General features: G+C 46.5%; 25 protein-coding genes. 9 read left to right on the top strand and 16 right to left on the bottom strand.

Annotated features, from left to right (window positions below; all coding sequences use genetic code 11):
• Positions 1-16 precede the first annotated feature (16 nt).
• The 5 genes from ACH2BK_RS04340 (at position 17) to ACH2BK_RS04360 (ending at position 6,484) form a co-directional block, all read left to right on the top strand.
• Positions 17-1,450, top strand: a complete 1,434-nt coding sequence (locus tag ACH2BK_RS04340; protein ID WP_395002233.1) for an aminotransferase class V-fold PLP-dependent enzyme — start codon at positions 17-19, stop codon at positions 1,448-1,450.
• A 71-nt stretch (positions 1,451-1,521) separates the two neighbouring features.
• On the top strand, positions 1,522-2,568 hold the full coding sequence (locus ACH2BK_RS04345) for a glycosyltransferase family 2 protein (RefSeq protein ID WP_395002234.1): 1,047 nt from the start codon (positions 1,522-1,524) through the stop codon (positions 2,566-2,568).
• Positions 2,568-4,367, top strand: a complete 1,800-nt coding sequence (locus ACH2BK_RS04350; protein ID WP_395002235.1) for a glucosyltransferase domain-containing protein — start codon at positions 2,568-2,570, stop codon at positions 4,365-4,367. Before ACH2BK_RS04345 ends, ACH2BK_RS04350 begins: the two co-directional genes overlap by 1 nt.
• Positions 4,368-4,376: 9 nt before the next feature.
• Positions 4,377-4,778, top strand: a complete 402-nt coding sequence (locus tag ACH2BK_RS04355; protein ID WP_395002236.1) for a GtrA family protein — start codon at positions 4,377-4,379, stop codon at positions 4,776-4,778.
• A complete protein-coding gene (locus ACH2BK_RS04360) occupies positions 4,775-6,484 on the top strand; it encodes a hydrogenase small subunit (RefSeq protein WP_395002237.1) in 1,710 nt (569 codons plus the stop codon). The genes ACH2BK_RS04355 and ACH2BK_RS04360 overlap by 4 nt, the downstream gene beginning before the upstream one ends.
• 6 nt (positions 6,485-6,490) lie before the next feature.
• Here ACH2BK_RS04360 and ACH2BK_RS04365 read toward each other — a convergent pair whose 3' ends face one another.
• The 3 genes from ACH2BK_RS04365 to dcd are packed head-to-tail and all read right to left on the bottom strand — an operon-like array spanning position 6,491 to position 8,169.
• A complete protein-coding gene (locus ACH2BK_RS04365; RefSeq protein WP_395002238.1) occupies positions 6,491-7,411 on the bottom strand; it encodes a glycosyltransferase family 2 protein in 921 nt (306 codons plus the stop codon).
• A 16-nt stretch (positions 7,412-7,427) separates the two neighbouring features.
• Positions 7,428-7,598: a hypothetical protein gene (locus ACH2BK_RS04370; protein ID WP_395002239.1), complete on the bottom strand. Its 171-nt coding sequence runs from the start codon at positions 7,596-7,598 to the stop codon at positions 7,428-7,430.
• Between the two features lie 4 nt (positions 7,599-7,602).
• Positions 7,603-8,169 carry a dCTP deaminase gene (gene dcd / locus ACH2BK_RS04375; protein ID WP_394997578.1) on the bottom strand — a complete coding sequence of 189 codons (567 nt, stop codon included), beginning with the start codon at positions 8,167-8,169 and terminating at the stop codon, positions 7,603-7,605.
• A gap of 121 nt (positions 8,170-8,290) precedes the next feature.
• Here dcd and accB point away from each other — a divergent pair, with 121 nt between their 5' ends.
• The 4 genes from accB to obgE are packed head-to-tail and all read left to right on the top strand — an operon-like array spanning position 8,291 to position 11,647.
• A complete protein-coding gene (gene accB / locus ACH2BK_RS04380; RefSeq protein WP_394997577.1) occupies positions 8,291-8,755 on the top strand; it encodes an acetyl-CoA carboxylase biotin carboxyl carrier protein in 465 nt (154 codons plus the stop codon).
• A gap of 9 nt (positions 8,756-8,764) precedes the next feature.
• On the top strand, positions 8,765-10,117 hold the full coding sequence (locus tag ACH2BK_RS04385; protein ID WP_395002240.1) for an acetyl-CoA carboxylase biotin carboxylase subunit: 1,353 nt from the start codon (positions 8,765-8,767) through the stop codon (positions 10,115-10,117).
• Positions 10,118-10,175: 58 nt separating this feature from the next.
• Positions 10,176-10,637 carry a DUF2059 domain-containing protein gene (locus ACH2BK_RS04390; RefSeq protein ID WP_394997574.1) on the top strand — a complete coding sequence of 154 codons (462 nt, stop codon included), beginning with the start codon at positions 10,176-10,178 and terminating at the stop codon, positions 10,635-10,637.
• A complete protein-coding gene (gene obgE / locus ACH2BK_RS04395) occupies positions 10,637-11,647 on the top strand; it encodes a GTPase ObgE (RefSeq protein ID WP_395002241.1) in 1,011 nt (336 codons plus the stop codon). The genes ACH2BK_RS04390 and obgE overlap by 1 nt, the downstream gene beginning before the upstream one ends.
• On the opposite strand, the gene ACH2BK_RS04400 is transcribed toward obgE, so the two are convergent.
• The 13 genes from ACH2BK_RS04400 to ACH2BK_RS04460 all read right to left on the bottom strand — a co-directional run bounded on the left by ACH2BK_RS04400 (position 11,636) and on the right by ACH2BK_RS04460 (position 23,144).
• On the bottom strand, positions 11,636-12,424 hold the full coding sequence (locus ACH2BK_RS04400; RefSeq protein WP_394997569.1) for a shikimate dehydrogenase: 789 nt from the start codon (positions 12,422-12,424) through the stop codon (positions 11,636-11,638). The genes obgE and ACH2BK_RS04400 overlap by 12 nt on opposite strands.
• Positions 12,424-13,164 carry an SH3 domain-containing protein gene (locus tag ACH2BK_RS04405; RefSeq protein WP_395002242.1) on the bottom strand — a complete coding sequence of 247 codons (741 nt, stop codon included), beginning with the start codon at positions 13,162-13,164 and terminating at the stop codon, positions 12,424-12,426. The genes ACH2BK_RS04400 and ACH2BK_RS04405 overlap by 1 nt, the downstream gene beginning before the upstream one ends.
• 21 nt (positions 13,165-13,185) lie before the next feature.
• A complete protein-coding gene (purM, locus tag ACH2BK_RS04410; RefSeq protein ID WP_395002243.1) occupies positions 13,186-14,169 on the bottom strand; it encodes a phosphoribosylformylglycinamidine cyclo-ligase in 984 nt (327 codons plus the stop codon).
• An 89-nt stretch (positions 14,170-14,258) separates the two neighbouring features.
• On the bottom strand, positions 14,259-14,501 hold the full coding sequence (locus tag ACH2BK_RS04415; RefSeq protein ID WP_395002244.1) for a methyltransferase: 243 nt from the start codon (positions 14,499-14,501) through the stop codon (positions 14,259-14,261).
• A gap of 133 nt (positions 14,502-14,634) precedes the next feature.
• The gene (locus tag ACH2BK_RS04420) at positions 14,635-15,018 is read right to left on the bottom strand and encodes a hypothetical protein (protein ID WP_395002245.1); all 384 of its coding nucleotides are present in this window, start codon (positions 15,016-15,018) and stop codon (positions 14,635-14,637) included.
• Between the two features lie 19 nt (positions 15,019-15,037).
• Positions 15,038-15,748, bottom strand: a complete 711-nt coding sequence (pssA, locus tag ACH2BK_RS04425; protein WP_395002246.1) for a CDP-diacylglycerol--serine O-phosphatidyltransferase — start codon at positions 15,746-15,748, stop codon at positions 15,038-15,040.
• Positions 15,745-16,356: a phosphatidylserine decarboxylase gene (locus ACH2BK_RS04430; protein ID WP_395002247.1), complete on the bottom strand. Its 612-nt coding sequence runs from the start codon at positions 16,354-16,356 to the stop codon at positions 15,745-15,747. The genes pssA and ACH2BK_RS04430 overlap by 4 nt, the downstream gene beginning before the upstream one ends.
• Before the next feature lie 29 nt (positions 16,357-16,385).
• Positions 16,386-18,299 carry an ATP-dependent zinc metalloprotease FtsH gene (gene ftsH, locus ACH2BK_RS04435; RefSeq protein ID WP_394997556.1) on the bottom strand — a complete coding sequence of 638 codons (1,914 nt, stop codon included), beginning with the start codon at positions 18,297-18,299 and terminating at the stop codon, positions 16,386-16,388.
• A gap of 27 nt (positions 18,300-18,326) precedes the next feature.
• On the bottom strand, positions 18,327-19,310 hold the full coding sequence (prmA, locus tag ACH2BK_RS04440) for a 50S ribosomal protein L11 methyltransferase (RefSeq protein ID WP_395002248.1): 984 nt from the start codon (positions 19,308-19,310) through the stop codon (positions 18,327-18,329).
• A 14-nt stretch (positions 19,311-19,324) separates the two neighbouring features.
• Entirely contained in the window at positions 19,325-19,702 is a 378-nt protein-coding gene (locus ACH2BK_RS04445) for a chemotaxis response regulator CheY (RefSeq protein ID WP_394997553.1), read from the bottom strand.
• A gap of 83 nt (positions 19,703-19,785) precedes the next feature.
• A complete protein-coding gene (hisA, locus tag ACH2BK_RS04450) occupies positions 19,786-20,502 on the bottom strand; it encodes a 1-(5-phosphoribosyl)-5-[(5-phosphoribosylamino)methylideneamino]imidazole-4-carboxamide isomerase (RefSeq protein ID WP_395002256.1) in 717 nt (238 codons plus the stop codon).
• Between the two features lie 6 nt (positions 20,503-20,508).
• The gene (locus tag ACH2BK_RS04455; protein WP_395002249.1) at positions 20,509-22,230 is read right to left on the bottom strand and encodes an ATP-binding protein; all 1,722 of its coding nucleotides are present in this window, start codon (positions 22,228-22,230) and stop codon (positions 20,509-20,511) included.
• Positions 22,230-23,144 carry a cation diffusion facilitator family transporter gene (locus tag ACH2BK_RS04460; protein WP_395002250.1) on the bottom strand — a complete coding sequence of 305 codons (915 nt, stop codon included), beginning with the start codon at positions 23,142-23,144 and terminating at the stop codon, positions 22,230-22,232. Before ACH2BK_RS04460 ends, ACH2BK_RS04455 begins: the two co-directional genes overlap by 1 nt.
• Positions 23,145-23,177 lie beyond the last annotated feature (33 nt).

Genomic DNA, 23,177 nt, shown 5'->3' on the forward strand with positions numbered 1-23,177 from the left:
ATCTCGCCCCACACAAATGACTGCGCAATCGCTCATACAAGAATTTTTCGCACCACTACTAAGCCGCGAGGATATGGGCTTTGATGAGATTTTGGAGGAATTGCGAGAACACACGATATTAGATTCACAAAGCCGATATTTTGACTGGACGGCTTCAGGGCTCGCCTATGAAATCATAGAATCCCGCATACGCAAAATCCTGCCCTTTTATGCCAACACGCATTCTTTCTCATCTACCCACGCGCGAGCGATGGGGGCGCTGTATGAGGAGGCGCGCTTTAGGCTAGCCAAAGCCCTAGAGCTTGATGAAGACTTTGTGCTTATAGGCTGCGGATCTGGCGCGAGTGGGGCGATTAAAAAATTCCAAGAGCTTGCTGGGATCTACCTCCCACCCGCTACAAGAGCGCGCTTTGGGCTAGATTCACTCCTAGATTCACTGCCTGCGCGCCCCAAGGTTTTTATCAGTGCCTATGAGCACCACTCTAATGAAATCAGCCTGCGCGAGGGCTTGTGCGAGGTGGAAAAAATCGCGCTAGATTCACGCGGGCGCTTTTGCCTCAACGACTTTAGCCACAAGCTCCAACAAAGTGCAAAAAATGAGAAAGCAAAAAACGAGGCTACAAATCAGATTCTAGCCTCTATCGCCCTAGCCTCCAATGTCAGCGGCATCATCTCGCCCTTTGTCGATATTGCCACGATTTTTAGGCAGCACGCCAGCGAGGGCATACTCGCCTTTGACGCGGCAAGCAGCTCGCCATATATGAATATCCCCTCGCGCTATTTTGACGCGCTTTTCCTCGCTCCTCACAAGCTCCTAGGTGGCGTACAGAGCTGCGGACTGCTCGCGGTGCGCAAATCCCTCTGTGCCAATCCAACACCAAGCTTTAGCGGTGGGGGCACGATAGAATACGCAAGCGATGATGGGCAGCTCTATGTGGAGAATCTCGCGCACAAAGAGGAAGCGGGCACGCCCTATATCATCGGGCTTTTGCGCGCAGCCCTCGCCTACCAACTCCGCAATGAAATCGGACTAGAGCGCATTAGGCGGCGCGAGCGTGTGCTAAGCCATATTTTTCTCAAAGAATTGCGCACTATCCCCGCGCTCACTTTGTATGGGGATTGGAGCGGTGCGGAGGAGAATCTAGGGATTTTTAGCTTTAATATCGCGTGTGTTTCGCCATTTGAGCTTAGTGGGCTCCTTAGTCAGAGATTTGGGATACAGACGCGGGCGGGGTGCAGCTGTGCTGGACCTTATGGGCATTATTTGATGGAGCTAGATTCACTAGCCTTTGATGATAGAGAATCTAAACGCGCTCTTTGTGACTTGCTCCAAAACCCTCACAAACGCCCCGGCTGGCTACGCATAAGCCTGCACTACACGCATAGCATTGAGGACATAGAATACCTCATAGAGTGCCTGCATAAGTGTGTGAAAATTTTACGCACTTAAAAAAAGGGTTAGCAAAAAAAGTATAGAATCTTAAAGTAATTTTATTTATCACATTTTGTATGGAGGCGTGAATGCAGGAGTTAGATCCTACACAAACCACACATATCTCTATCATCGTGCCTTGCTATAATGAAGAAGTCTCTCTCCCAAAATTTTTAGAAGAGATCACCCAAACAATGCGCGAGGTAAAAAGCCTTTTCTCCCAAAATTCCCAAAACAACTCGCCCTTTTATGAGCTCATCTTTGTCAATGACGGCAGCAGGGATAAAACCCTAGAGATTTTGCGCAATATGCAGGAGTGCCACGCAGATTCTGATTATGTGATCAATGTGTATTCTTTCTCGCGCAATTTTGGCAAGGAAGCCGCGATTTTGGCTGGATTGCAAAAAGCAAGGGGCGAGGGCGTAATACTGCTTGATGCGGATTTGCAAGATCCTCCAAGCCTCATACCGCGGATGATACGCATTTGGCTAGAATCTAAGCGCGAGATAAAAGTCGTGTATGCGCGCCGCACCACGCGCGCTGGGGAGAGCAAGATACGCGCGGCACTAAGCGAGATGTTTTATAAACTCTCTAACTTCATCTCGGAAGTAAAAATAGAATCTGGCGTGCGGGATTTTCGCCTTATGGATAGAGAGGTGATCGACGCGCTTTTGGAGATGAAGGAGTATCATAGATTCTCAAAAGCGATGTTTGCGTGGGTGGGCTTCAAGCGACAATGCCTAGAATATGAGTATATCCCGCACTTTAAGGGGGCTTCGAGCTGGAGCTTTTGGAAACTCTTTAAATACGCGATTGAAGGGATTGTGAGCTTTAGCACTATGCCACTTAGAATCGCCTTTGTGATTGGCTCGCTCATCAGCCTCTTTGCCTTTGGGTATGGAATCTACCGCTTTGTCTTCACGCTGCTCTATGGCAATCTCGTGCCGGGCTATCCGAGCCTTATCGTGCTTATTAGCTTTATCGGTGGGATTCAGCTTATGCTGCTAGGCGTGATTGGCGAGTATATCGCTAGAATCTATGAGCAAGTCAAAAGACGCCCCATCTATATCCTAGAGGATTTGAAAAACAACAACACAGAATCCAAAAAATCCACACAATCTACAAAGGAGTGCTAATGCGTAGGAATATCTTTTCGCGAGCGTTGAGGGAATTTGTCGTCGCCTCGTGGGCGTTTTTCCACACACAAGGATTTTGGAAATATGTGCTTATCGCATTTTGCTTGTATCTCGTGGGGATTATGACTATTATCCGTGCGGATGTGTATTATATCGATGATTGGAATCGTGCGGTTATTGGCTACAAAGAGTGGGAAAACTTCTCGCGCTATATCAGTTGGTTTCTCTCCACCTTTATGCATATGGATACCGTGCTTGCCGATGTCGCGCCGCTCACGCAGCTTGTGGCTATTGGGTTTTTGAGTTTTGCCTCGGCGATTTTGGTGTGGAGCATTCGCGAGGTGATCTGGAAAAAGGAGGATAGTCTTTGGGAATCTAGTGAAGTCCCACACAAAAAGCGTCTCACTGTGCTAGGCATCATCGCCTCGCTGCCTATTGGGCTCTCGCCCTACTTTTTAGAGGAGCTTTCGTTCCGCTACGATTCGCCATATATGGCACTCTCTGTGCTCTTTAGCGTGATACCATTTGTGTTTATCCACCATGTGCGCGCGTATATCCCTGTGGGGATTTTGTGCTCGCTAGGTATGTGTATGACTTATCAGGCAAGCAGTGGGATAGAGATTATTTTGGTGCTTTTCTTTGCGTTTTTAATGCTCAATCAAACTAATGCAGGCTTGAGAAAAACCATCATCTTTGTTGCGGTGTCTTTTACCAACTACCTCATTGCGCTTGGGATTTTTAAAGTCTTTATCATGCACCCTATGTCGCATGCTCAAGCGAGCACGAGTATGCTCCCCAAAGATGAGCTTATCAGCGGATTTATGCGCAACCTTGAGACTTATCTCGATTATTTGTGGCACGATTTTGGGTGGAGCGGGATTAAGATCTGCTTTTTGCTCCTTGTGGCGTTTTTCCTCCTCTCTGCGATGGTGCAGTCTAAAATCAACAAAGGCGTATCGCTACTCATCGCCCTCATCGCGCTTGTGCTAGGCGTGTGCCTATCCTATGGCACCTATCTCGTGCTTTCCCAACCCCTCACGCGTCCGCGGGCATTTATCGGCATAGGCGTTTTTACCGCGGCATTAGCCATCTATGTCGTGAGCGCGTGGCGCGGCTGGGCGTATAAAAAAGAGGACCAAAAGCGCACAAACTCCGAAAAACTCATACAAAGAAATAATAGGCAGCGAGTGTTTTTTGTCTTTTCTGCGATTGTGGTGGGCTTTTTCTCTTGGTCGCTTGTCGTGTTTGCCAACACCTATGGCAACGCACTTTCTAAACAAAACGAATACCAAAACTTCCGTATTACGATTTTGCTCAGTGATTTGGCAAACGCCGTCCCCAAGCAGGCTGCCTCTAAAGACTATCTTTTTAGGATCAAAGGTTGGATTACCTCCTCGCCCGTGCTAGAAAACTCTTCTAAGAGCAATCGCATTATGAAACGCCTTGTATTCCTCACTGATGGCAAATGGTGGATACGCACCGCGATGAAACACTATGGATGGGGCGATGTGCCAGAGGAACAACTGCAAGTAACCCCAGAATCTGAAGATTTTGATAAGCTCAAAGTCGATCCACGATGCAACCCACAAACCGCAGGCAAGCGACTAAAGCTCATCGATAACTTCTATCATAGGATTGAGACTTATCGTGCCTGCACCATCATCGAGTTTAAGGGCTCTGAGCGATATGTGCATAAAGAAAACGATGAGAGTGCAGAGGATTCTATGGAGGAAGATGTGCTAGAGGAGGTAGATTCACAAGACACTACCTCGCAAACACCACAGAATCTAAAATCCTAAGGAATCTGTGTGGGCAGGCTTAAGGCACTTCTTTCGCATTCCTTTGTGCTCTATATCCTCGTGGGTATGGCAAATACCTGCGTGGGGCTTGGCTGCGCCCTAGTCCTCACATACTTTGGCTTAGTAGTTGAAGCCTCCCAAACCATAGGCACGATTTTTGGAGTGCTCAACTCCTATGTGCTCAATAAAAAATTCACCTTTAAATCCCAAAATTCTCACAAACAAGACTTTGTGCGCTTTCTCATCGCTATGGGCATAGCCTATGGCGCGAGTATGCTCGCACTTAGCTTCACACACAGAATCTTAGGCATCGATAAATATCTCGCCTTGCTTATCGCGCAAGTAGCCTATACGCTTGTGGGCTATGTGGTAAGCCGTTTTTGGGCATTTAAACCGGAGGTTAGAGAATGAAAGCACCCACTTCACTACAAGTCCTTGAGCAAAAGCTCATACGCCGCCTAGATTCAGTGCGCCAAATACGCGCTAAGACAAACCTCGCGCACCTACACACTTGGGTGGGCGAGCACCTCGCCCTGCTTGGTATCCCCGCACAACACCTTGATATGTGCGTGGAGATACTCGAGCATATGAGCGATATGAAAATCATTTGGCTGCATTTGCAAGAATGCTCGGGCTGCACAGAGAGCCTGCTGCGCACACAAAATCCTAGCTTTGAGACGCTTATCTTTGATATTTTTCGCATTGAGTATCACGATACCTTGATGATGTCAAGCGGCTATCAAGCCACGCAAGTGCTAGAATCTGCGGTGCAAAATGAGTATTATATCCTGCTTGTAGAGGGCAGTGTGCCTATGGGAGACGCACAAAACTACCTCACCATAGGCGAGCGCAATGGCTATGAGGATCTCTGCCATATCGCCCAAAACGCCCAAGCAGTCTTTGCTATAGGCACTTGCTCAAGCTATGGTGGCGTGCAAAGTGCCGCGCCAAATCCTAGCCGCTCGCACGCTCTTTCTGAAGTGCTTAGCCGCGAGGTGATCCACATACCCGGCTGCCCGCCGAGCGATAAAAATATCATCGCCACTCTGCTGTATTATTACCTCTTTTTAGAATCTCCACCGCTAGATAGATTCCATAGACCGCTGTGGGCATATGGCAAAAGCGTGCATGATTTGTGCGAGCGCAAGGGAGCATTTCTCTCCGGGAAGTTTGCACAAGATTTCAACGATGAGGGTATGCAGGAGGGATACTGCCTGTATAAAGTGGGCTGCAAGGGACCCTATGCGTTTAACAACTGCCCCAAGGTGCAGTTCAATGCCAAGACAAGCTGGCCTGTGCGCGCAGGGCACGGCTGTATCGCGTGTAGCGAGCCAAATTTTTGGGATAATTTTGGTGCATTAGAATCTCCGATGAGCAAGCAGTCGTTTTTCACTTATCAAAGCAAATGTATGCCAAAGCCCAAAAACGCGCCCACTCCCCTGCCCCAAAGCCTAAGGGCACAGGAGGCAAAGCGAGAGTTTCTTATGCAACACAACCTTAGCAAATGCCTTTTTATAGAATCTAGCACAGAATCTAACGCAATGTATCTCTATACTGATGGTGCATTTACGCAGATTCTGACACTTAGCTTTGAGACAAATCCAAAGCTTCTCCTGCGCGCTATCCAATCCAAAAGCAAACAGGGGCAAAGCCTCTACCAAAACTACTGCAAGGCTTTTAAGGAGAATGCCGCGTGGATTGAGGCATTAGAAGAAAAAAGTGTGATAAGCACCAATCTCTATGACGCCTTCCAAACCGCCCTTAATCTCTTTGGGGTGCGCGAGGCTAGCGCGGTGGATTTGCTCACATTTGCTAAAGAGTGCAAATTCCCCTATGTCAGCCCCTTTGGGCTTAAGCTCAAGCAAGAATCTACCCAACAAGAGGGGCAAAGTGAGGCAATGGGCTATAATTGGAATTTTGCCAAAGCCCTTAGCGTCGCGCTCGCGTATTGTGTGGGTGGGCTTGATGTGTATGGGCTAAGCTATAGCCTAGCGCGTGAAGTGGTGGGTATGTTTGTAGAGGTTGCCAAGGAGCAGGATTGCGCGGTGGTGTTTGAGGGCGAGATTTTCACGCATTTTCTCATTGATGCGCCCTCTAAGAGCTATCTTATCAAATGAAGATAGCTAAAAATTTTTCTTTTTAATGAGATAATGTGGGCGATTTTTGGATTGTTCATAAATGCGAGCAATGTATTCCCCCACAATCCCCACAACCATTAGATTTAAGCCTCCCAGAAACAAAATAAGGCAAATAAGCGAGGCATATCCTTGCACAGGATTGCCATACAAAAAAGTATCAATCATAATGCAAATCCCATAGACAATAGCCCCGCCGCTTATGCAACCACCAACCAAAAGAGGAATGCGCAAAGGCAGGGTAGAAAAACCGATAATCCCATCTATGGCGTATTTGCTAAGCTTCCAGAGATTCCAGCTGCTTTTGCCCTCATCGCGTGGGATATAGCGATAGCACAGACATTTTTTCTCAAACCCCACCCACTCAAACAAGCCCTTGCAAAAACGATGCGTCTCATTGAGGGACAATACAGAATCTACCACCTTTCTACTCATCAGCCTAAAGTCACTCACACCACTCTCTAGCCCAACGCTACTAAGCAGCCCATAGACTTTATAAAACATCTTACTTAGCCAAGCCCGAATCCTACCCTCGCCATCTCTATTTATCCTCCTAGCATACACGACATCAATATGTTGTGTATAAAATGCCTCATACATAGGCCAAATAAGCTCTACAGGGTGTTGCAAATCCGCATCTATGAGCACCACACAATCTCCTCTACTCGCCCTCAGTCCCGCCAAAATGGCAGATTCTTTGCCAAAATTTCGAGAAAAGCTTAAGAATTTTACCCGCGTATCAGCACAAGATAAATCCTCTAAAATCCTCAATGTCTCATCACTGCTCCCATCATCAACAAAGATAAATTCACAAGCAATGCTAGGATTTAGGGTTTGGATTTTTGTGATTTGCTCTAGAGCTTTGGTGTAGAAAGTGTGGATATTGCGCGATTCATTATAGCAAGGCACGACGATAGAAAGTGTATTAGTAGAATTGCCCCCCCCCCAAATGTGGTTTGGAAGCTAATACAGAATCTACAATATGCCACGAAATATCTCTTTTGATGATGATAAACTCTCCATTGTGCCCTCTAGCGAGATACTGCTCATTGCCTAAGTCAGCAAGGACTTCATAGTGCTTATATTGATGGGACATTGTGTTAGCTCTTTAGAATCTTTGGCAGGGTGATACCCCTCTGCCCTTGGTATTTGCCGCCTCTGTCTTTATAGCTCACTTCACACACTTCATCGCCTTGTAAAAACAAAACTTGTGCAATGCCCTCATTGGCATAGATTTTTGCCGGGAGTGGTGTGGTGTTTGAAATCTCTATGGTGATATGCCCCTCAAACTCTGGCTCAAATGGCGTAACATTGACGATAATCCCACATCGTGCATAAGTGCTTTTGCCAAGGCAGATTGCAAGCGTATCACGAGGCATTTTAAAATACTCAATGCTATGAGCAAGCGCAAAGGAGTTTGGCGGGATAATGCAATAATCCTTAACACGCTTAACCACGACATTTTCTTCTTTGAAGTTTTTTGGATCCACAAGCGTGGCACCGATATTGCTAAAAATCATAAATTCCTCGCCCACGCGTATATCATAACCATAGCTAGAGAGCCCATAGCTAATCGTCTCCCTGCTGACTTGCTTTTCACAAAATGGCTCTATCATCGCATTTTGCAAGCTCATCTGCCGTATCCAACTATCTGACTTTAAACCCATAAACACTCCTGTTTGGTAGCAAACTTAAGAAACAACATTGCTTAATTAAACCTTGCTTTATCTGAAAATGTGGTATTATAGCAGATTAAATTTTGAAATTTAACGCAAAAGGTGGGTTATTATGAACTTACAAGAGATCAAAAAACTAATGGAGATTTTTGGAAATAGCCAAATAGCAAAGCTTAATCTTAAGGATGGCGAGTTTGAACTCAAGCTCGAAAAATACACAAGCTCCGCTCCGACAAGCGCACCGCAAGCCCCGATTGCCACTCCGCCACTCCCAGCCCAAACCCCACAAGCCACAACTCCCACAGAATCTCCCGCAAGCGCGCCACAAGCCCAAAGCGGGGACTTCATCACTTCCCCTATGGTTGGGACCTTTTATCGCTGCCCTAGCCCGGGCGCAGCACCATATATCAATGTCGGCGACACAATCAAAAAAGGGCAAACAATCGGTATCATTGAAGCGATGAAGATTATGAATGAAATTGAGGCAGAATGTGATTGTAAGATTCTCTCTATCGAGGTAGATGACGCTACGCCAGTGGAGTTTAGCACCAATCTCGTGCGTATCCAAAAGCTCTAAGGCAACACTATGAGTGCAAAAAAGCTACAAAAAATCCTAATAGCAAACCGCGGAGAGATTGCGCTAAGGGCTATTAGGACGATCCAAGAAATGGGCAAACAAGCCATTGCTATCTATTCCACCGCGGATAAAAACACGCATTATCTCGATGTCGCTGACGCCAAAGTCTGTGTGGGTGGGGATAAGTCAAGTCAGAGCTATCTCAATATCCCAGCGATTATGAGTGCGGCGGAGCTTTTTGATGCTGATGCGATTTTTCCGGGCTATGGGTTTTTGTCCGAAAACCAAAATTTTGTCGAGATTTGTGCCCACCACAATATCGAGTTTATCGGACCAAGCAGCGAAGTGATGGTGCTAATGAGCGATAAATCTAAGGCAAAAGATGTGATGAAAGAAGCGGGTGTGCCCGTGATTATGGGGAGTGATGGGGCACTCAAGGACTACAAAGAAGCCCAAAAAGTCGCCGAGGAGATAGGCTATCCTGTGATATTAAAAGCCGCTGCGGGGGGTGGCGGACGCGGTATGCGCGTGGTAGAAAAGCCAGAACTGCTCAAAAATCTCTATCTCGCTGCTGAATCTGAAGCAGTGAGTGCATTTGGCGATGGCACGATCTATATGGAAAAGTTTATCCGCAATCCAAAGCACATAGAAGTGCAGATTCTCGCTGATAAACACGGCAATGTTTTGCATATCGGCGAGCGGGATTGCTCGGCACAGAGACGCCAGCAAAAGCTCATCGAGGAAGCTCCCGCCGTCGTGCTCAAAGAGGAGGTGCGTCAAAGACTGCTAGAGACGGCAGTCAAAGCAGCCAAATACATCGGCTATGTGGGTGCGGGGACATTTGAATTTTTGCTCGATGCCAATTATGAGGATTTTTATTTTATGGAGATGAATACGCGCCTGCAAGTAGAACACACCGTGAGTGAGATGATAAGCGGACTAGATCTCATAGAATGGATGATACGCATCGCCGAGGGCGAAAAGCTCCCACCACAAGAAAGCATTAGCTTTAAGGGGCATAGTATAGAATGCCGCATCACTGCCGAAGATCCCGAGAAGTTTTACCCCTGTCCGGGCAAAATCACTAAATGGGTGAGCCCGGGCGGGGCTAATGTGCGCCTTGATACCCACGCCTATGGTGGTTATAGCGTGCCTATGCATTACGATTCTATGATAGGCAAGCTCATCGTATGGGGTAATGACAGACAAGAAGCCATCGTCAGAATGCGTCGCGCACTCAAGGAGTTTTGTATAGAGGGGATTAAGACGACAATTCCATTCCATATCAAAATGATGGAAAACAAAGATTTTCACGATTCTGTAATCCATACAAAATACCTAGAACAAGTGTTTTTGGCTTAAACTTTTAAGCCAAACCTCGCCCCGCACAACTCCCTAAGCTTTATCATTAAGGATTATGATGAAAAGACTTCTCTTATTATGCGCCCTGCAGTGCTCGCTAGCTTTTGGATCGTATGAAGAAACCTTTATGGAGTTTTTGGAGCAAAGTGGTGCCAAACAACTTATGACACCAAGCACAGAATACATAGCGCGCATAGTGGGGGATTCTCTACCGGAGAATGCCAACCTAACCAAATCCCAAAAGCAAACACTCTACACAATCATCGCCAACACCACCAAAGCCACCATTACAGAATCCCTGCCCCAAATCCAAGCCCTCTACCAAAGGTATTTTAGTGAATCTGAGCTCCGAGATATCATCGCATTTTATCGCACGCCTGTGGGCAAAAAGCTCGCAGCCAACCTCCTACCTATGCAAGAGCAAACCCAAAAAATCGTTTTTGGCATTATGCAAAAGCACCTCCCAACGATGATCCAGCAAATCACAAATGTCCTAAACCCCCAACAAAAAGGCAAGTAATGTTTGTCGATAGTGCCGATATTTTCGTATCTTCGGGCAATGGTGGAGCGGGCGCGGTGAGCTTTTTGCGCGAGAAGTTTGTCATACAGGGCGGACCTGATGGGGGCGATGGGGGCAAAGGCGGCGATGTGATTATCGAGGTGGATTCTAACGCACACACCCTAGCGAACTTCCGCGGCAAAAAACACTACAAAGCCCAAAATGGCGCAAACGGCGCGCCCAAGCACTGCACCGGCAAAAGTGGCGAAAACCTCATCATCAAAGTCCCGCTAGGCACGCAGATTCTAGATTTTGAAAGCGGAGTGGTATTAGCAGATTTTAGTGAGGATACAATGCGCATTAAGCTCCTTGAAGGCGGCAAAGGCGGGCTAGGCAACGCACGATTTAAAACCGCTCGCAACCAAGCACCCACGCACGCGCAAAAGGGTATCGCGGGCAAGAATCTCCATATCCGCCTAGAACTCAAGCTCATCGCCGATGTGGGGCTTGTAGGCTACCCAAATGTGGGCAAATCCACACTCATCTCCACGCTCTCAAACGCCAAGCCAGAAATCGCTGATTATGAATTTACCACCCTCACGCCACATTTGGGGGTTGTGGAAGTCGATGAGCTGCATTCCTTTGTGATGGCGGATATCCCGGGGATTATCGAGGGTGCGAGTGAGGGCAGGGGGCTAGGGCTCAAATTCCTAAAGCACATTGAACGCACGAAGTTTCTGCTCTTTGTGCTTGATAGCGCGCGGGATATGGATATTTGCACGCAGTTTGAGAATCTAGCAAAGGAGCTAGGGAATTTTTCCCCCACGCTAAGTGGGCGGGATTTTGGGATTGTCCTTAGTAAATGCGATGTGCAAGCACCCACGCTAGATTCACTCCGCGCCCTTTGCGCAGCACGCGCGTGCAAACCGCACTTTATCCTGCCCATCTCGGCAGTTACGCACCAAGGGACTAGAGAGCTTGTATTCGCGCTTTTTTCAGCGATGAGCGCACAGAGCGCGCTACAATCCTAGCGCGTTCATACACTTAAGCGCGTCTTTAAAGCCAATCGCCCCAAAGCTAAAAAGCTCGCTGCTTAGGGCGGCTTGATTGATGAGCATTTGCGCACCATCGGAGGTTTGCAAGCCCAGATTCTGTGCGAGTTGCAAAAATGGCGTGCGCTTACCATAGATGAGATCAAAGCCATAACGCGCACGGGAGAGAATCTCACACAGCCTTGTGGATTCTAAAGGCAGGGATTCATCGCTAAGCCCCGCTGGCGTGGTGTTTATCACTATATCGTAGGCGTGTGTGCTATCAAACTCATCTAGTGTAAAGCACGCAAAGCCATTGCGCGCAAACTCCTGCAATCGCCCACTAGAGCGGTTTAAAAGATGAGTGGTGATGCCATTTTGGCGCAGGATAAAGGCTAGGGCTTTTGCCGAGCCACCCGCACCGATGATGAGCGCAGTGCGCATATCCCACCCCTGCACACACATAAAAAACCCCTGTGCGTCGGTATTGTAGCCGATAATCCTATCTCGCTCTAGCACCCAAGTATTGACTGCCCCAATCTCTTTGGCAATCCCCCGCACCTCATCGCTTTGGGCAAATGCTGCTTCTTTAAAGGGCACGGTAATATTTGCCCCTTGGAGCTTTAGCGCAAAAAATGTGTGGGCAAGTGCGCTAGATTCACTAAGCAAGTGCCTACCATAGCGCGCCTCAAAACCTAGTGAGGCAAAAGTGGCATTGTGCAAAAGCGGGGATTTGGAATGCGCAATAGGGTTGCCAAAGACACAAAACTGCTGCATTACTTTTTTAACAAACGAGAGGCGATATAGCCCTCTTGTCCGCTCTCTAGGAGGACTTTGCTCCATTGCCCATCGTCTTGGAGCACGCGCACATTGTGATTAAACCCAACCGCCGTTATGATAGGCGCATCCGAGCTAGGGAGGGCGCGGATATTGGCAGATCTCACGATAACTTGATGTATATCAGACTGCGGCGATTGATCACTTAGCAAGTATGAAGCGATGTAGCCCCGAAGCCCCGGAGATATCTCCACTTCACTCCAATCACTCTGTGGCAATGCCTGTATCAGCGTGAGGCGCGCGCCGCTATTGGCACGATGTAGCACCTTGCCATCAGTGCTAGGGAGCGTGCGGATGTTGGCACTTCGGACATTGACATAGACATAATGAGGCTCTGGGAGAGCCTTTGGCGCGGGGGAAACTTGAGGGGTGCTTGGAGTTTCTTGTGCGGTATCCTTAAGCAAATCTTCTTGTGCGGGAGATTCTGAAAAATCCCCCTCAAACACAATCTCTGGCTTAGATTCCTCCACTACGATGATAGGATTTTGAGAATCTCGCGATGCTAGGAGATTTTTTGTATCAGCTTGCGTAGTTTCTGTAGTAGGGCTTTGGCGATATGTGTGAAAATGCGGCACGCGCTTATCTTTAATCTCTACAAACACAAAAAAATACAGGCAAATCCCCACCACCACGATAAGCGCAGGGATAAAATACAATTTAAAAAAGAATTTTAATGGCAAACTCCGCTCCATTAGTATAAATTACTGCAGCCTCACGCCACCTTGAGAATCTACGCGCCCTAGCGCATATCCCCCACTTTTTTCAATGACAAAATCGGCATTCTTGGCATCTACTACAAAAATCATTCCAACACCCATATTAAATGTCCTAAAGCACTCCTCCTCGCTCACATACTGCTGCAATAGCCCAAAAATAGGCGGGGCTTTGATGGCGGATTTTTGTATAGACGCTCCAAGTCCCTTAGGAAGCGCGCGCGGGAGATTTTCCACGATACCGCCTCCGGTAATGTGCGCAAGGGCTTTGATATGATTTTTTAGCTCCAAAAAAGTCTTGACATAGATTCTAGTGGGAGTAAGAAGCGTCTTAGACAATGGCATTCCCTCAAACACTGAATCTAGCGTGAGATTGGCGCGCTCTAGCACCTTGCGCACGAGCGAGTAGCCATTAGAGTGCAATCCACTAGAGGGCAGTGCGATGAGCACATCGCCTGCTTGCACACTGCTTACACGCTCCAAATCCTCTCTCTCGGCTATGCCTACTGCAAACCCAGCGAGATCGAAGTCTTTGGGAGCATACATTCCGGGCATTTCAGCACTCTCGCCACCTATGAGCGCGCATTGTGCGAGTTTGCAACCCTCCACAATGCCCTCTATCACGCGCAATGCACTAGATTTGTCGAGCTTGCCCGTGGCGTAGTAGTCGAGGAAAAATATCGGTGTGGCAAAATTGCAAATGAGATCATTGGCACACATCGCCACGAGATCTATCCCCACACTCTCTAAAATATCTGAATCTATAGCAAGTCGTAGCTTTGTGCCCACGCCATCCGTCGCACCCAAAATCACAGGCTGCCTATACCCACTAGGCATCGCATACGCGCCGGCAAACGAGCCAATCCCGCCGATAACATTTGCATCAAATGTGCTCTGCACCAAGGGTTTGAGCCCATCTACAAGGGCATTGCCCTCATCTATATCCACTCCAGAATCTTTATAGCTTAGCATAATCGCTCCGTCGGAAAATTTGGCGTATTGTATAGTAGGAAAACTTTGTGCAAGGTTATGATACTCTCTCTCTTTGTGCTTATTCTTATCTAAGCCTTAGTCCTCAAAAACTCTAAGGCTCTTTGCTCGTTTGGTTTCCGACACGATAAATGCGTGTATAAGGATAGCTCATCGCTTATACCAAAAAGCGACTTTTTGACATCACTAAAAAAATACCTACACGCTTCGATAATTTCTTGCTGCGTATTCACATGCTCATAATGCATAATCACATCATAATCAAGTTTATATTTTAGTCTAAACTCAAGTCCGGTTGTTGCCCTATATCCCAATGTCCATAAAAACCTGCCTTGCGATGGTATAGAAGCAGAAAACACACCATCATCCGCCAATAATAAGCAAGAATACGCAAGCAGTGTGGGCAAATCCAAAATATGTTCTAAAACTGCACACGAGAGGATTCTATCATATAATCCCCCCCCCCCGAGAGTTGGCTAAGCAAACACCGCATGCTTCCACCACTTCAGCAATATCACGATACACTTTGCGGATATGGCATAAGTTTGGAGAATCCTTATACAAAGCCTCAAAAGGCTCAATCACATCGTAGTGATCCAAATTTTTCTCATAAGCAATTTGATTGAGTGTCCCTGCACCAATCTCTAATGTTTTGTATCCGCTAATACCATAAATGTCACTAGCCACCTTATGATGAAGCCACCGCTCCATTTTTTGTGCCAAACTCGTGGCAGATGTGTTGCCACTTCGATTGTCTTTATACATTTGCTCATAAATCCTTTGATATTCCAAAGGCAAGGGATTTCTTGTTTTAGGAAAAGATTCAAACATTATCTGCTCCTTTCAATCTCTAATTTTTGTGTTTTTCTACCCTGCACACAATCTTAGCAAAGAGCACCACCCAACGCGCTATGCCATAGAGCACATAGCCGCTTATAAGTGCGCAAAGTGCCTCTGGCGGATAGACAAAAATAATGCCAAGCAAAATGACAAGGATAATAAAAGACTTGAGATTCCATTGCATTTTTTTAAAGCTCGGATAGCGGATATTGCTCACCATCAAAATCCCCACGACAAACGCCCCTATGAGCAATGGCAGCATTGAAGTGGCAAAGAGGGAATAATCCAAATCAATGAGAATCCACAGCACGATAAAAATCGCTGCGGAGGGGATTGGCAGTCCTATGAAAAAATTTGGTTCATTAGAAGTCGTGATATTAAAGCGCGCGAGGCGAATCGCCCCAAAAATCACAAAAAGCGCAGAGACAACCTGCCCGATGCGTCCATACGATTCTCCTGCGTAAAAAAATAAGAGCATTGCTGGTGCCACACCAAATGCCACGATATCTGCGAGTGAGTCAAACTCCACGCCAAACTTGCTAGAAGTATTGGTAAGGCGTGCCACGCGCCCATCTAGCCCATCTAATATCATCGAAATCACGATGAGCCAACACGCCGGTATGAATCTATCGTTTGAAGCCGCAACAATGCTCAAAATACCCAAAAATATGCTACCAGCGGTAAAAAGATTGGGTAGGATAAAAAGCGGGCTTATTTTCATTTACTATACCCTATCACGCTTTCACACGCATAGACTTTGTCGCCCACGCTCGCTTTGAGTTCAAGGGTTTTGGGAAGATAGATTTTTGTCAGTCCGACTTTCATAAATCCACAACGATCGCCTATGCCAAGCTCTGAAGTGGCATAGATATGTGAGGTGTTGAAAAATTCTGGGAAAAACTCCATACGATACACTTCACTCCCATCTTGCCACGATAGACTAAAGGAGGTATTAAGCAGGCGTTTTTTCTCATCATTGGCAAAAAAGAGATTTAGTCCGCTTTTGGTAGTAAGCTTAGATTGTGCTATATCTCTAGGGGCGCGTATCACGCCTATATCATAGCAACGCGTCTGTATCTGCACACACACACTATCTTCAAGGATATCAATGCTTTTGACAATCCCATCTATGGGTGCTGCGAAACTTGTAGAATCCAAATCCTCGATTCTCTCGGGATTGCGAAACATATAGAGCCAAAACACTAGCCCCAAAAATATGATAAATGTGAGAATCCCAAGCTCAAAATACGCACTTATCAAAAACACAAGTGCCCACACACTCGCACCTAGCCAACCTTCTTTGGCGATGATTTGAATGTTTGCGTTCATAATACCCTCCTTTTAGCTAGATTCTATCTCTAGTTCTCTTCTTCTATGGGGATTAGGCGTGAAGCCATATTGTGCTCTTTTTCATAAGATTCTATGATTTCACGCACCCTGCTACCATCAATCACCTCTTTTTCTAGCAGCTCGGCTACCATACTCTCAATCGCTGGAGCATACTCGCGCAAAGTCTTTTTGACGTGCTCAAAACGCTCTTCTAGCATTGTGCGTATGTAGTTATCCATTTTTTGTGCGGTTTCCTCGCTAAACTCACGACTACTCATTCCGCCACCCAAAAAATTGCTCCTACGCGTAAAGTCCTCAAGCACCATAAGCCCGCTGACATCCGTCATTCCATAATACACGATCATATTTTTCAAAATCCCCGTGGCACGACGCAAATCATCGGACGCGCCATTAGAGATCTCTTGCAAAAACACTTCCTCGGCAGCGCGCCCACCAAGCAACACATCAATCTGGGCTAGCATCTCGTATCGTTGCTCGAGATTGCGGTTTTCCTCTGGTGTATGCAGTGTGTAGCCAAGCGCACCCATACCACGCGGGATAATCGAGACTTTATTCACCCTATGCGCACCCTTTGTGAGCTCACCCATTAGCGCGTGCCCACTCTCGTGATAGGCTACGATTTTCTTCTCTTTTGGCGAGATGGAGCGAGATTTTTTCTCTAGTCCTATCATTGTGCGCTCCATCGCCTCTTTGAAGTGCTTTTGGGAGACTTCTTTTTTGTTTTCGCGTCCGGCTAGCAGTGCGGCTTCATTGACGATATTTGCTAAATCCGCACCCGCAAGCCCTGCGGTAAATTTCGCAATCTCTTGCAAATCCACATCACGCGCGAGCTTCACGCTTTTGATATGGACTTTGAGAATCTCCACGCGCCCCTTAAAATCCGGCGCATCGACAAGCACTTGCCTATCAAATCGCCCTGGGCGCAAAAGCGCAGGATCGAGAATCTCTGGTCTATTTGTCGCAGCGAGGACGATCACAGGGGCATTTTCACTCCCAAACCCATCCATTTCGGCTAAGAGCTGATTGAGCGTCTGCTCTCGCTCATCGTTGCCACCCACCATACTCCCTGCCGCACGAGATTTTCCAATCGCATCAATCTCATCGATAAAGATAATACTAGGTGCCTCTTTCTTTGCCATCTCAAACAAATCGCGCACCCTGCTAGCCCCAAGCCCCACAAACATCTCTATAAAGCTACTTCCACTCATCGAGAAAAACGGCACATTTGCCTCGCCCGCCACTGCCTTAGCAAGCAAAGTTTTGCCCGTGCCCGGAGGTCCTACCAAAAGCACGCCTTTAGGGATTTTCGCACCCACTGCCGCGTATCGCTCGGGGTATTTCAAAAAATCCACGATTTCTACGACTTCTTCCTTTGCCTCTTCATTACCCGCCATATCATCAAAGGTTACATTTGGTTTTTCAGCATTGACGAGTTTTTTGGAGCTGCCTATGCCAAACATACCTCCACTCATAGATTTTTGCATTCTGCTAGCGATAAAAAGCCAAATGGCGATGATGATGAAAATGGGCAAAAGCATATTAATCATATCTGTAAAAAAGTTGGATTCACTAAATCCGCTATATTCGATTTGCCTTTCATCAAGGAGAGTCGTGAGATTAGGATCTGCCACGCGCTTGGCAGTGTAGAGAATCTTTGGCGAGCCGCTGCTAGAGACTGCGCGTATGATAGTCTGCCCGATACTTACAGAATCTACTTCTTTGTTTTGGATAAGCTGCTTGAGCTCATAGTAGCTCACTTCTTTGCTTACGACATTACCACTTAGCCTATCGCTTAGGATATCCCCTGTGGGTGAAAAGAGCTTGAATACGATCATAACCCCAATCACCAAAAGGGCAAAAGTCAAAAATGGATTTTGCTTAAAAGGTGTTTTTTTGTTGTTATTGTTTTGGTTTTCTGTCATTTTGTATGCTCCTTTAGAAATGCAATCTTAGTCAATGCGTTTTTGTAGTGTGAGTGCCACCCACTCATCACGCGCGCTAGATTCTATGAGAGTAAAACCCTCTAAAAATGTCTCTAGCACATCGTCTTTGTAAATATCCAAAATCCCCGAGAGGATTAAAATCCCACCCGGGGCAAGATATCGCACAAAGTCCCTATACAAAGCTTTTAGGGTAAAGGCTAGAATGTTTGCCACTATAACATCAAAAATTAAATCCTCCCTGACGCCCCCTATGCTGCCCTCCCAAATCTCGCATACCTGTGCGTTATTGCGCGCGAGGTTTTTCTCACTCTCTGCAATACTTAACGCATCTGTATCGCACGCATACACTTCCGCGCCGAGCTTAAAAGCCGCTATGGACAAAATACCACTCCCACAGCCCACATCAAGCACTTTTTTGCCCTCTATGGCGAGAGTGCTTAGCATCTCCATACACATTGCCGTGCTTGCGTGGTGTCCCGAGCCAAAGGCAAAGGCGGGATCTATGATAATGGGGATAAGCCCTTGACTAGGCTTAGCCACAGAATCTAGTGCAAAGTCCCACGATGGAGTGATAAAAAACCTACCACACACAACGGGTTTGATAGAATCTTTGTAGGCTTGTATCCAATCTTTGTTGTCTTTTGGCACGATCGCATACACGCAGCCCACTTGAGATTCTATCCGACTGCTTAGAATCTCACAAAACTCTCCAAGCTCACGCACAAACGCCTCACGCATACCATACGGGAGACGGGCTATGAGCTTTGTTTGTTGTGAGGAGTGCAGGAGCGTGTCGTATGTGGTGTGGAGGGCGTGCCATTGTGTGTGATCACGCACTTCGTCAAAAGCGCTATTGTTTTGGAGATATTCGATACTGCATAGACTAGAATCTTCAGAATGTCGGGAGATAAAAGAGGATAAAAAATCTGCAAAGATTTCTATCTCTTGGCTTGGGTAAATGGTATATTCAAAATACTTTTGGTGGTGCATTCTTAAAAAAAATTTTAGCCCTCATTCACACCCAAAACCACCTCGAGCTTTTCTTTGAGCACTTGCGGAGTAAATGGCTTGACAATGTAGTTATTCACACCGGCTTTGAGCGCGGTGATCACCTCGGCTTTGCCACCCTCTGTGGTAACCATAATGATAGGAATATCTTTGTAGCGCTCATCGCTTCTTACTTTTTTTACCAAATCAAGTCCATTCATCTCGGGCATATTCCAATCCGTAATAAGCACATTGATACCCTCCACGCTATCAAGTAGTCCCCACGCCTCTACGCCGTGCTCCGCTTCCAAAATATCCTCATAGCCTAACCTTTGCAGAGTGTTTTTTATGATTCTTCTCATTGTTGAGCTATCATCGACTACAAGTAACTTCACTGGTGCTCTCCTTAGTTGATTTCATTAAGTAGGTAATATCGGAAAAATTGCGGAATGTTAGCACACAAAGTTTGATATTTGCTTTAAGCCAACTCATTTTGTGGCTTCATATACTTTTGCAAGTCGATCCTGTGCTCATAAAACGCCTTGCCGATGATAACGCCACTGATGTGAGGGTTAGCACTTAAAGTCTCTAACTCCCTAGCGTCTGCAAACCCTCCGCTTGCGATTGTGTAGATTCCACTTGCCTGCGCGATACTTTGGGTAAATGCCACATTTATGCCACTTAGCGCGCCATCGCGATTGATGTCCGTGCAGATGATCGCATCGACTTTGCTCCCTTTAAAGCGTGCCGCAAACGCACTCGCCTCCACATTCTCTTCCTTTGCCCAACCTTGCGTGGCGACTTTGCCATCACGCGCATCGATACCTATGGCGATTGTATAGCTCTCCGCCATCTTGAGGGCAAACTCGGGATCTTGCAGTGCCACAGATCCGAGGATAATGCGCTCCACGCCTAGATCTTGGTATTGTGCGATGTGCTCTTGTGTGCGGATACCCCCACCTAGCTCGATTTTTAACGATGTGTGAGAGAGAATCTGCTTGATGACTTCTTTATTGCGTGGCTCCCCTGCAAACGCACCATTGAGATCCACGATATGCAGCCACTGCGCGCCCATCGCCTCGATTTCTTGAGCAAATCCCAACGCCTCGCCATACACCTTCGCACTCTGCATATCTCCCTTATAGAGGCGCACTGCCTTGCCATCTTTGAGATCAATCGCTGGATAAATATCTATCATCGCCTACCCCCTTATAAAACCCATACTTTTTTGGTTATCAAAGTTTGCATTGAGCTCCTTTTTGATTTCTTCTTCAAAATCTTGGAACAAAAACACCGGCTTTTGCCTCGTAGCGACTTTGTAGGCGGTATTGCGCACGATGAGCTTTATCTGTCCGCCGCTCAAATCATACCCACAAAGCTTGGTAATAAGCAATTGGCGGCTAGATTCTAAGGTGATATTTGTGGGCAATAAATGCTCCCATAGCCTTTGTCTTTGCTCCTTATCGGGGCGTTTAAACTCGATTTTGTAGTTAAATCGCCGCGAAAACGCCTTGTCAAAATTTTCTAATAAATTCGTCGTCGCGATCAAAATCCCCTCAAATCGCTCAATCTGCTCTAAGAAAATATTTTGCATTTGGTTGTGCATTTTATCCGCGCTCGTGTGCGCCCCACCCCTTGATGAGAGAAATTGATCCGCTTCGTCCAAAAACAAAATAGGCTCACTTTTGACTTTCTTGCACATATCCTTGTAAGTGTCAAAAATAAGGCGCACATTTTTTTCACTCTCGCCCACATACGCCGAGAGAATCTTGGAGCAATCAAAGCTTAGCACCTCTTTTTTGAGACTTTTAGCCAACGCCATTGCACTTAGTGTCTTGCCCGTGCCCGGCGGTCCATAAAACAAAATCTTAGCTTCAATGCTCTTGCCCTCTTTAATCCCCCATAGATTCAATCGAGCAATCACCTTAGAATCCACTTGAGCGAGGATATGCTCGAGCGTCTCCTTCGTCTTTGGGTTTAGCACCACTTCATCAAGTGATGATTTTGGCGCAAGAAGCTCAAAAATCTCTTGGTTTTTTACTAGAGATTCTAAAGTGATTTTGGTGCGCTTTTGACTTTTGCTAGGATTGCTGATACTGCGCAAAATCTCATCGGGGATAAAAAAGGATTTATCGATATTCCCAAAGCCCGAGAGGTATTCATCATAATCCACCAAACCTTCTGAAAGGAGCTTGGAGTGCTCGCTAAGCAGCTCGAGATTTGCCATTTGTTCATACTCATCATTGCTCACAAGGCGCATAAGCACATTGATATCGCGCGCACTCTCCACACTCCTAGGGGAATATTCCTCTTTGAGCAGGGCTAAAAAAATCGTTTGTTCTTTTTGATTGAGCTTGTGGGTTTTGAAAAACTTTAGGAGCAAAAGGGGCTTTTTAGTAAGCTTCACGCGCGCAGAGATTCTCTCCTCAAGAAGTTTGAGCGAGTTTTTGGATAGGGGGAGAGAATCTTTGCGCATACGGCTAGTTTTTTGTAGCAAATCTATGCGCTTAAACTGATCTTTTAGGTATTCTAAATCGCTTGTGTAGGCACTAATCTCTGGCAGATTCTCATCGACATAGCCCTCTAACAGACGCAAAAAATTATACGAGAGGCTAATGCGCTCATTATAAAGCTCTAGCATAAGCATAGGCATACTGCTAGGGTAATCAGAATTTAGCTGCGTAATCCACCCCATCTCGATGAGATTGTAGATTTTTGGCAATAGCTCAAAGTGAGCCCTGCACTCCTGCTCGCCATAATATTTACCCAAAAACAGCGAGACATTGCAGACATTCTCGCCATCAAGGTAGTTTTTGAGGAGATTTTGGAGTATCTGTGCTTCTTGCTCATCGCATTTGAGATGAGGGAAAATCTTTGAATCTGACAATGTGCTAGATTCTAAAAAATCAATAAGCAATTCCATTACTCTTTTCCTTGTCGTAAAATCACATCAAACTCTGAATCGTCATAAGGATCGAGATGCGCATTTATCTCCCACACCAAGCTCGTATCAAGGGCGCGGATACGCTCCTCTATGGTATTGCAGATTCTATGGGCTTCTAGGAGTGTGATACCCGGGTGAAACACCAAATGCACATCAACAAAGATGATATTGCCCACGATACGAGTGCGCAATGCGTGGTAACTCGTGATAGGCGCGTTTGCTAGCACTTCTTGCACACGCGCAAAGATATGGGGATCGATCGCCCTATCAAGCAGCAGTAGCACGCTCTCTCGTATGAGCCTAAAGGCTGAGAGCATAATATACACAGCAATCACAAGCCCCAAAATCGCATCGAGCTTATCAAACCCACTGATACTAATCACAAGCAAGGAGCACAAAACTGCGCCATTGCTTAGCAAATCCACCTTATAGTGCATCACATCGGCTTTGATGACTTGTGAATTAGTCCTTTTAGCCACCTTTTGGAGATACCACACGAGACAAAATGTCGCACAAAAAGAGAAAATCATCACACCTAGCGAGTATTGCAAACTCTCAATCTCGTGGGAAGAGATGATCTTCACACACGAAGTATAAAAAATATACACGCCCGAGAGCGCAATCACAAGCCCTTCAAAGGTAGCCGCTAGAGATTCTAACTTCCCTAATCCATAATTAAACCGACTATTGGCTGGCTTTTCTGATTTTTTGAGTGCAAAAAAATTAAAAATAGAAATCCCCACATCAAGCAGTGAATCTATCGCACTGGCTAGCACCGCGACTGAACCACTCACAATCCCTGCGATGAGCTTACCCACCGCGAGACAAAGCGCGGTAAAAGTCGCGATAAGCGTCGCATACTTTGGCGTGTGAGTGAGGTTTTTATAAAACACTTCGCTACTTTAGCCCTAGAATCTCACACAATG

The organism is uncultured Helicobacter sp. (assembly GCF_949282165.1).
Taxonomy (GTDB): domain Bacteria; phylum Campylobacterota; class Campylobacteria; order Campylobacterales; family Helicobacteraceae; genus Helicobacter_F.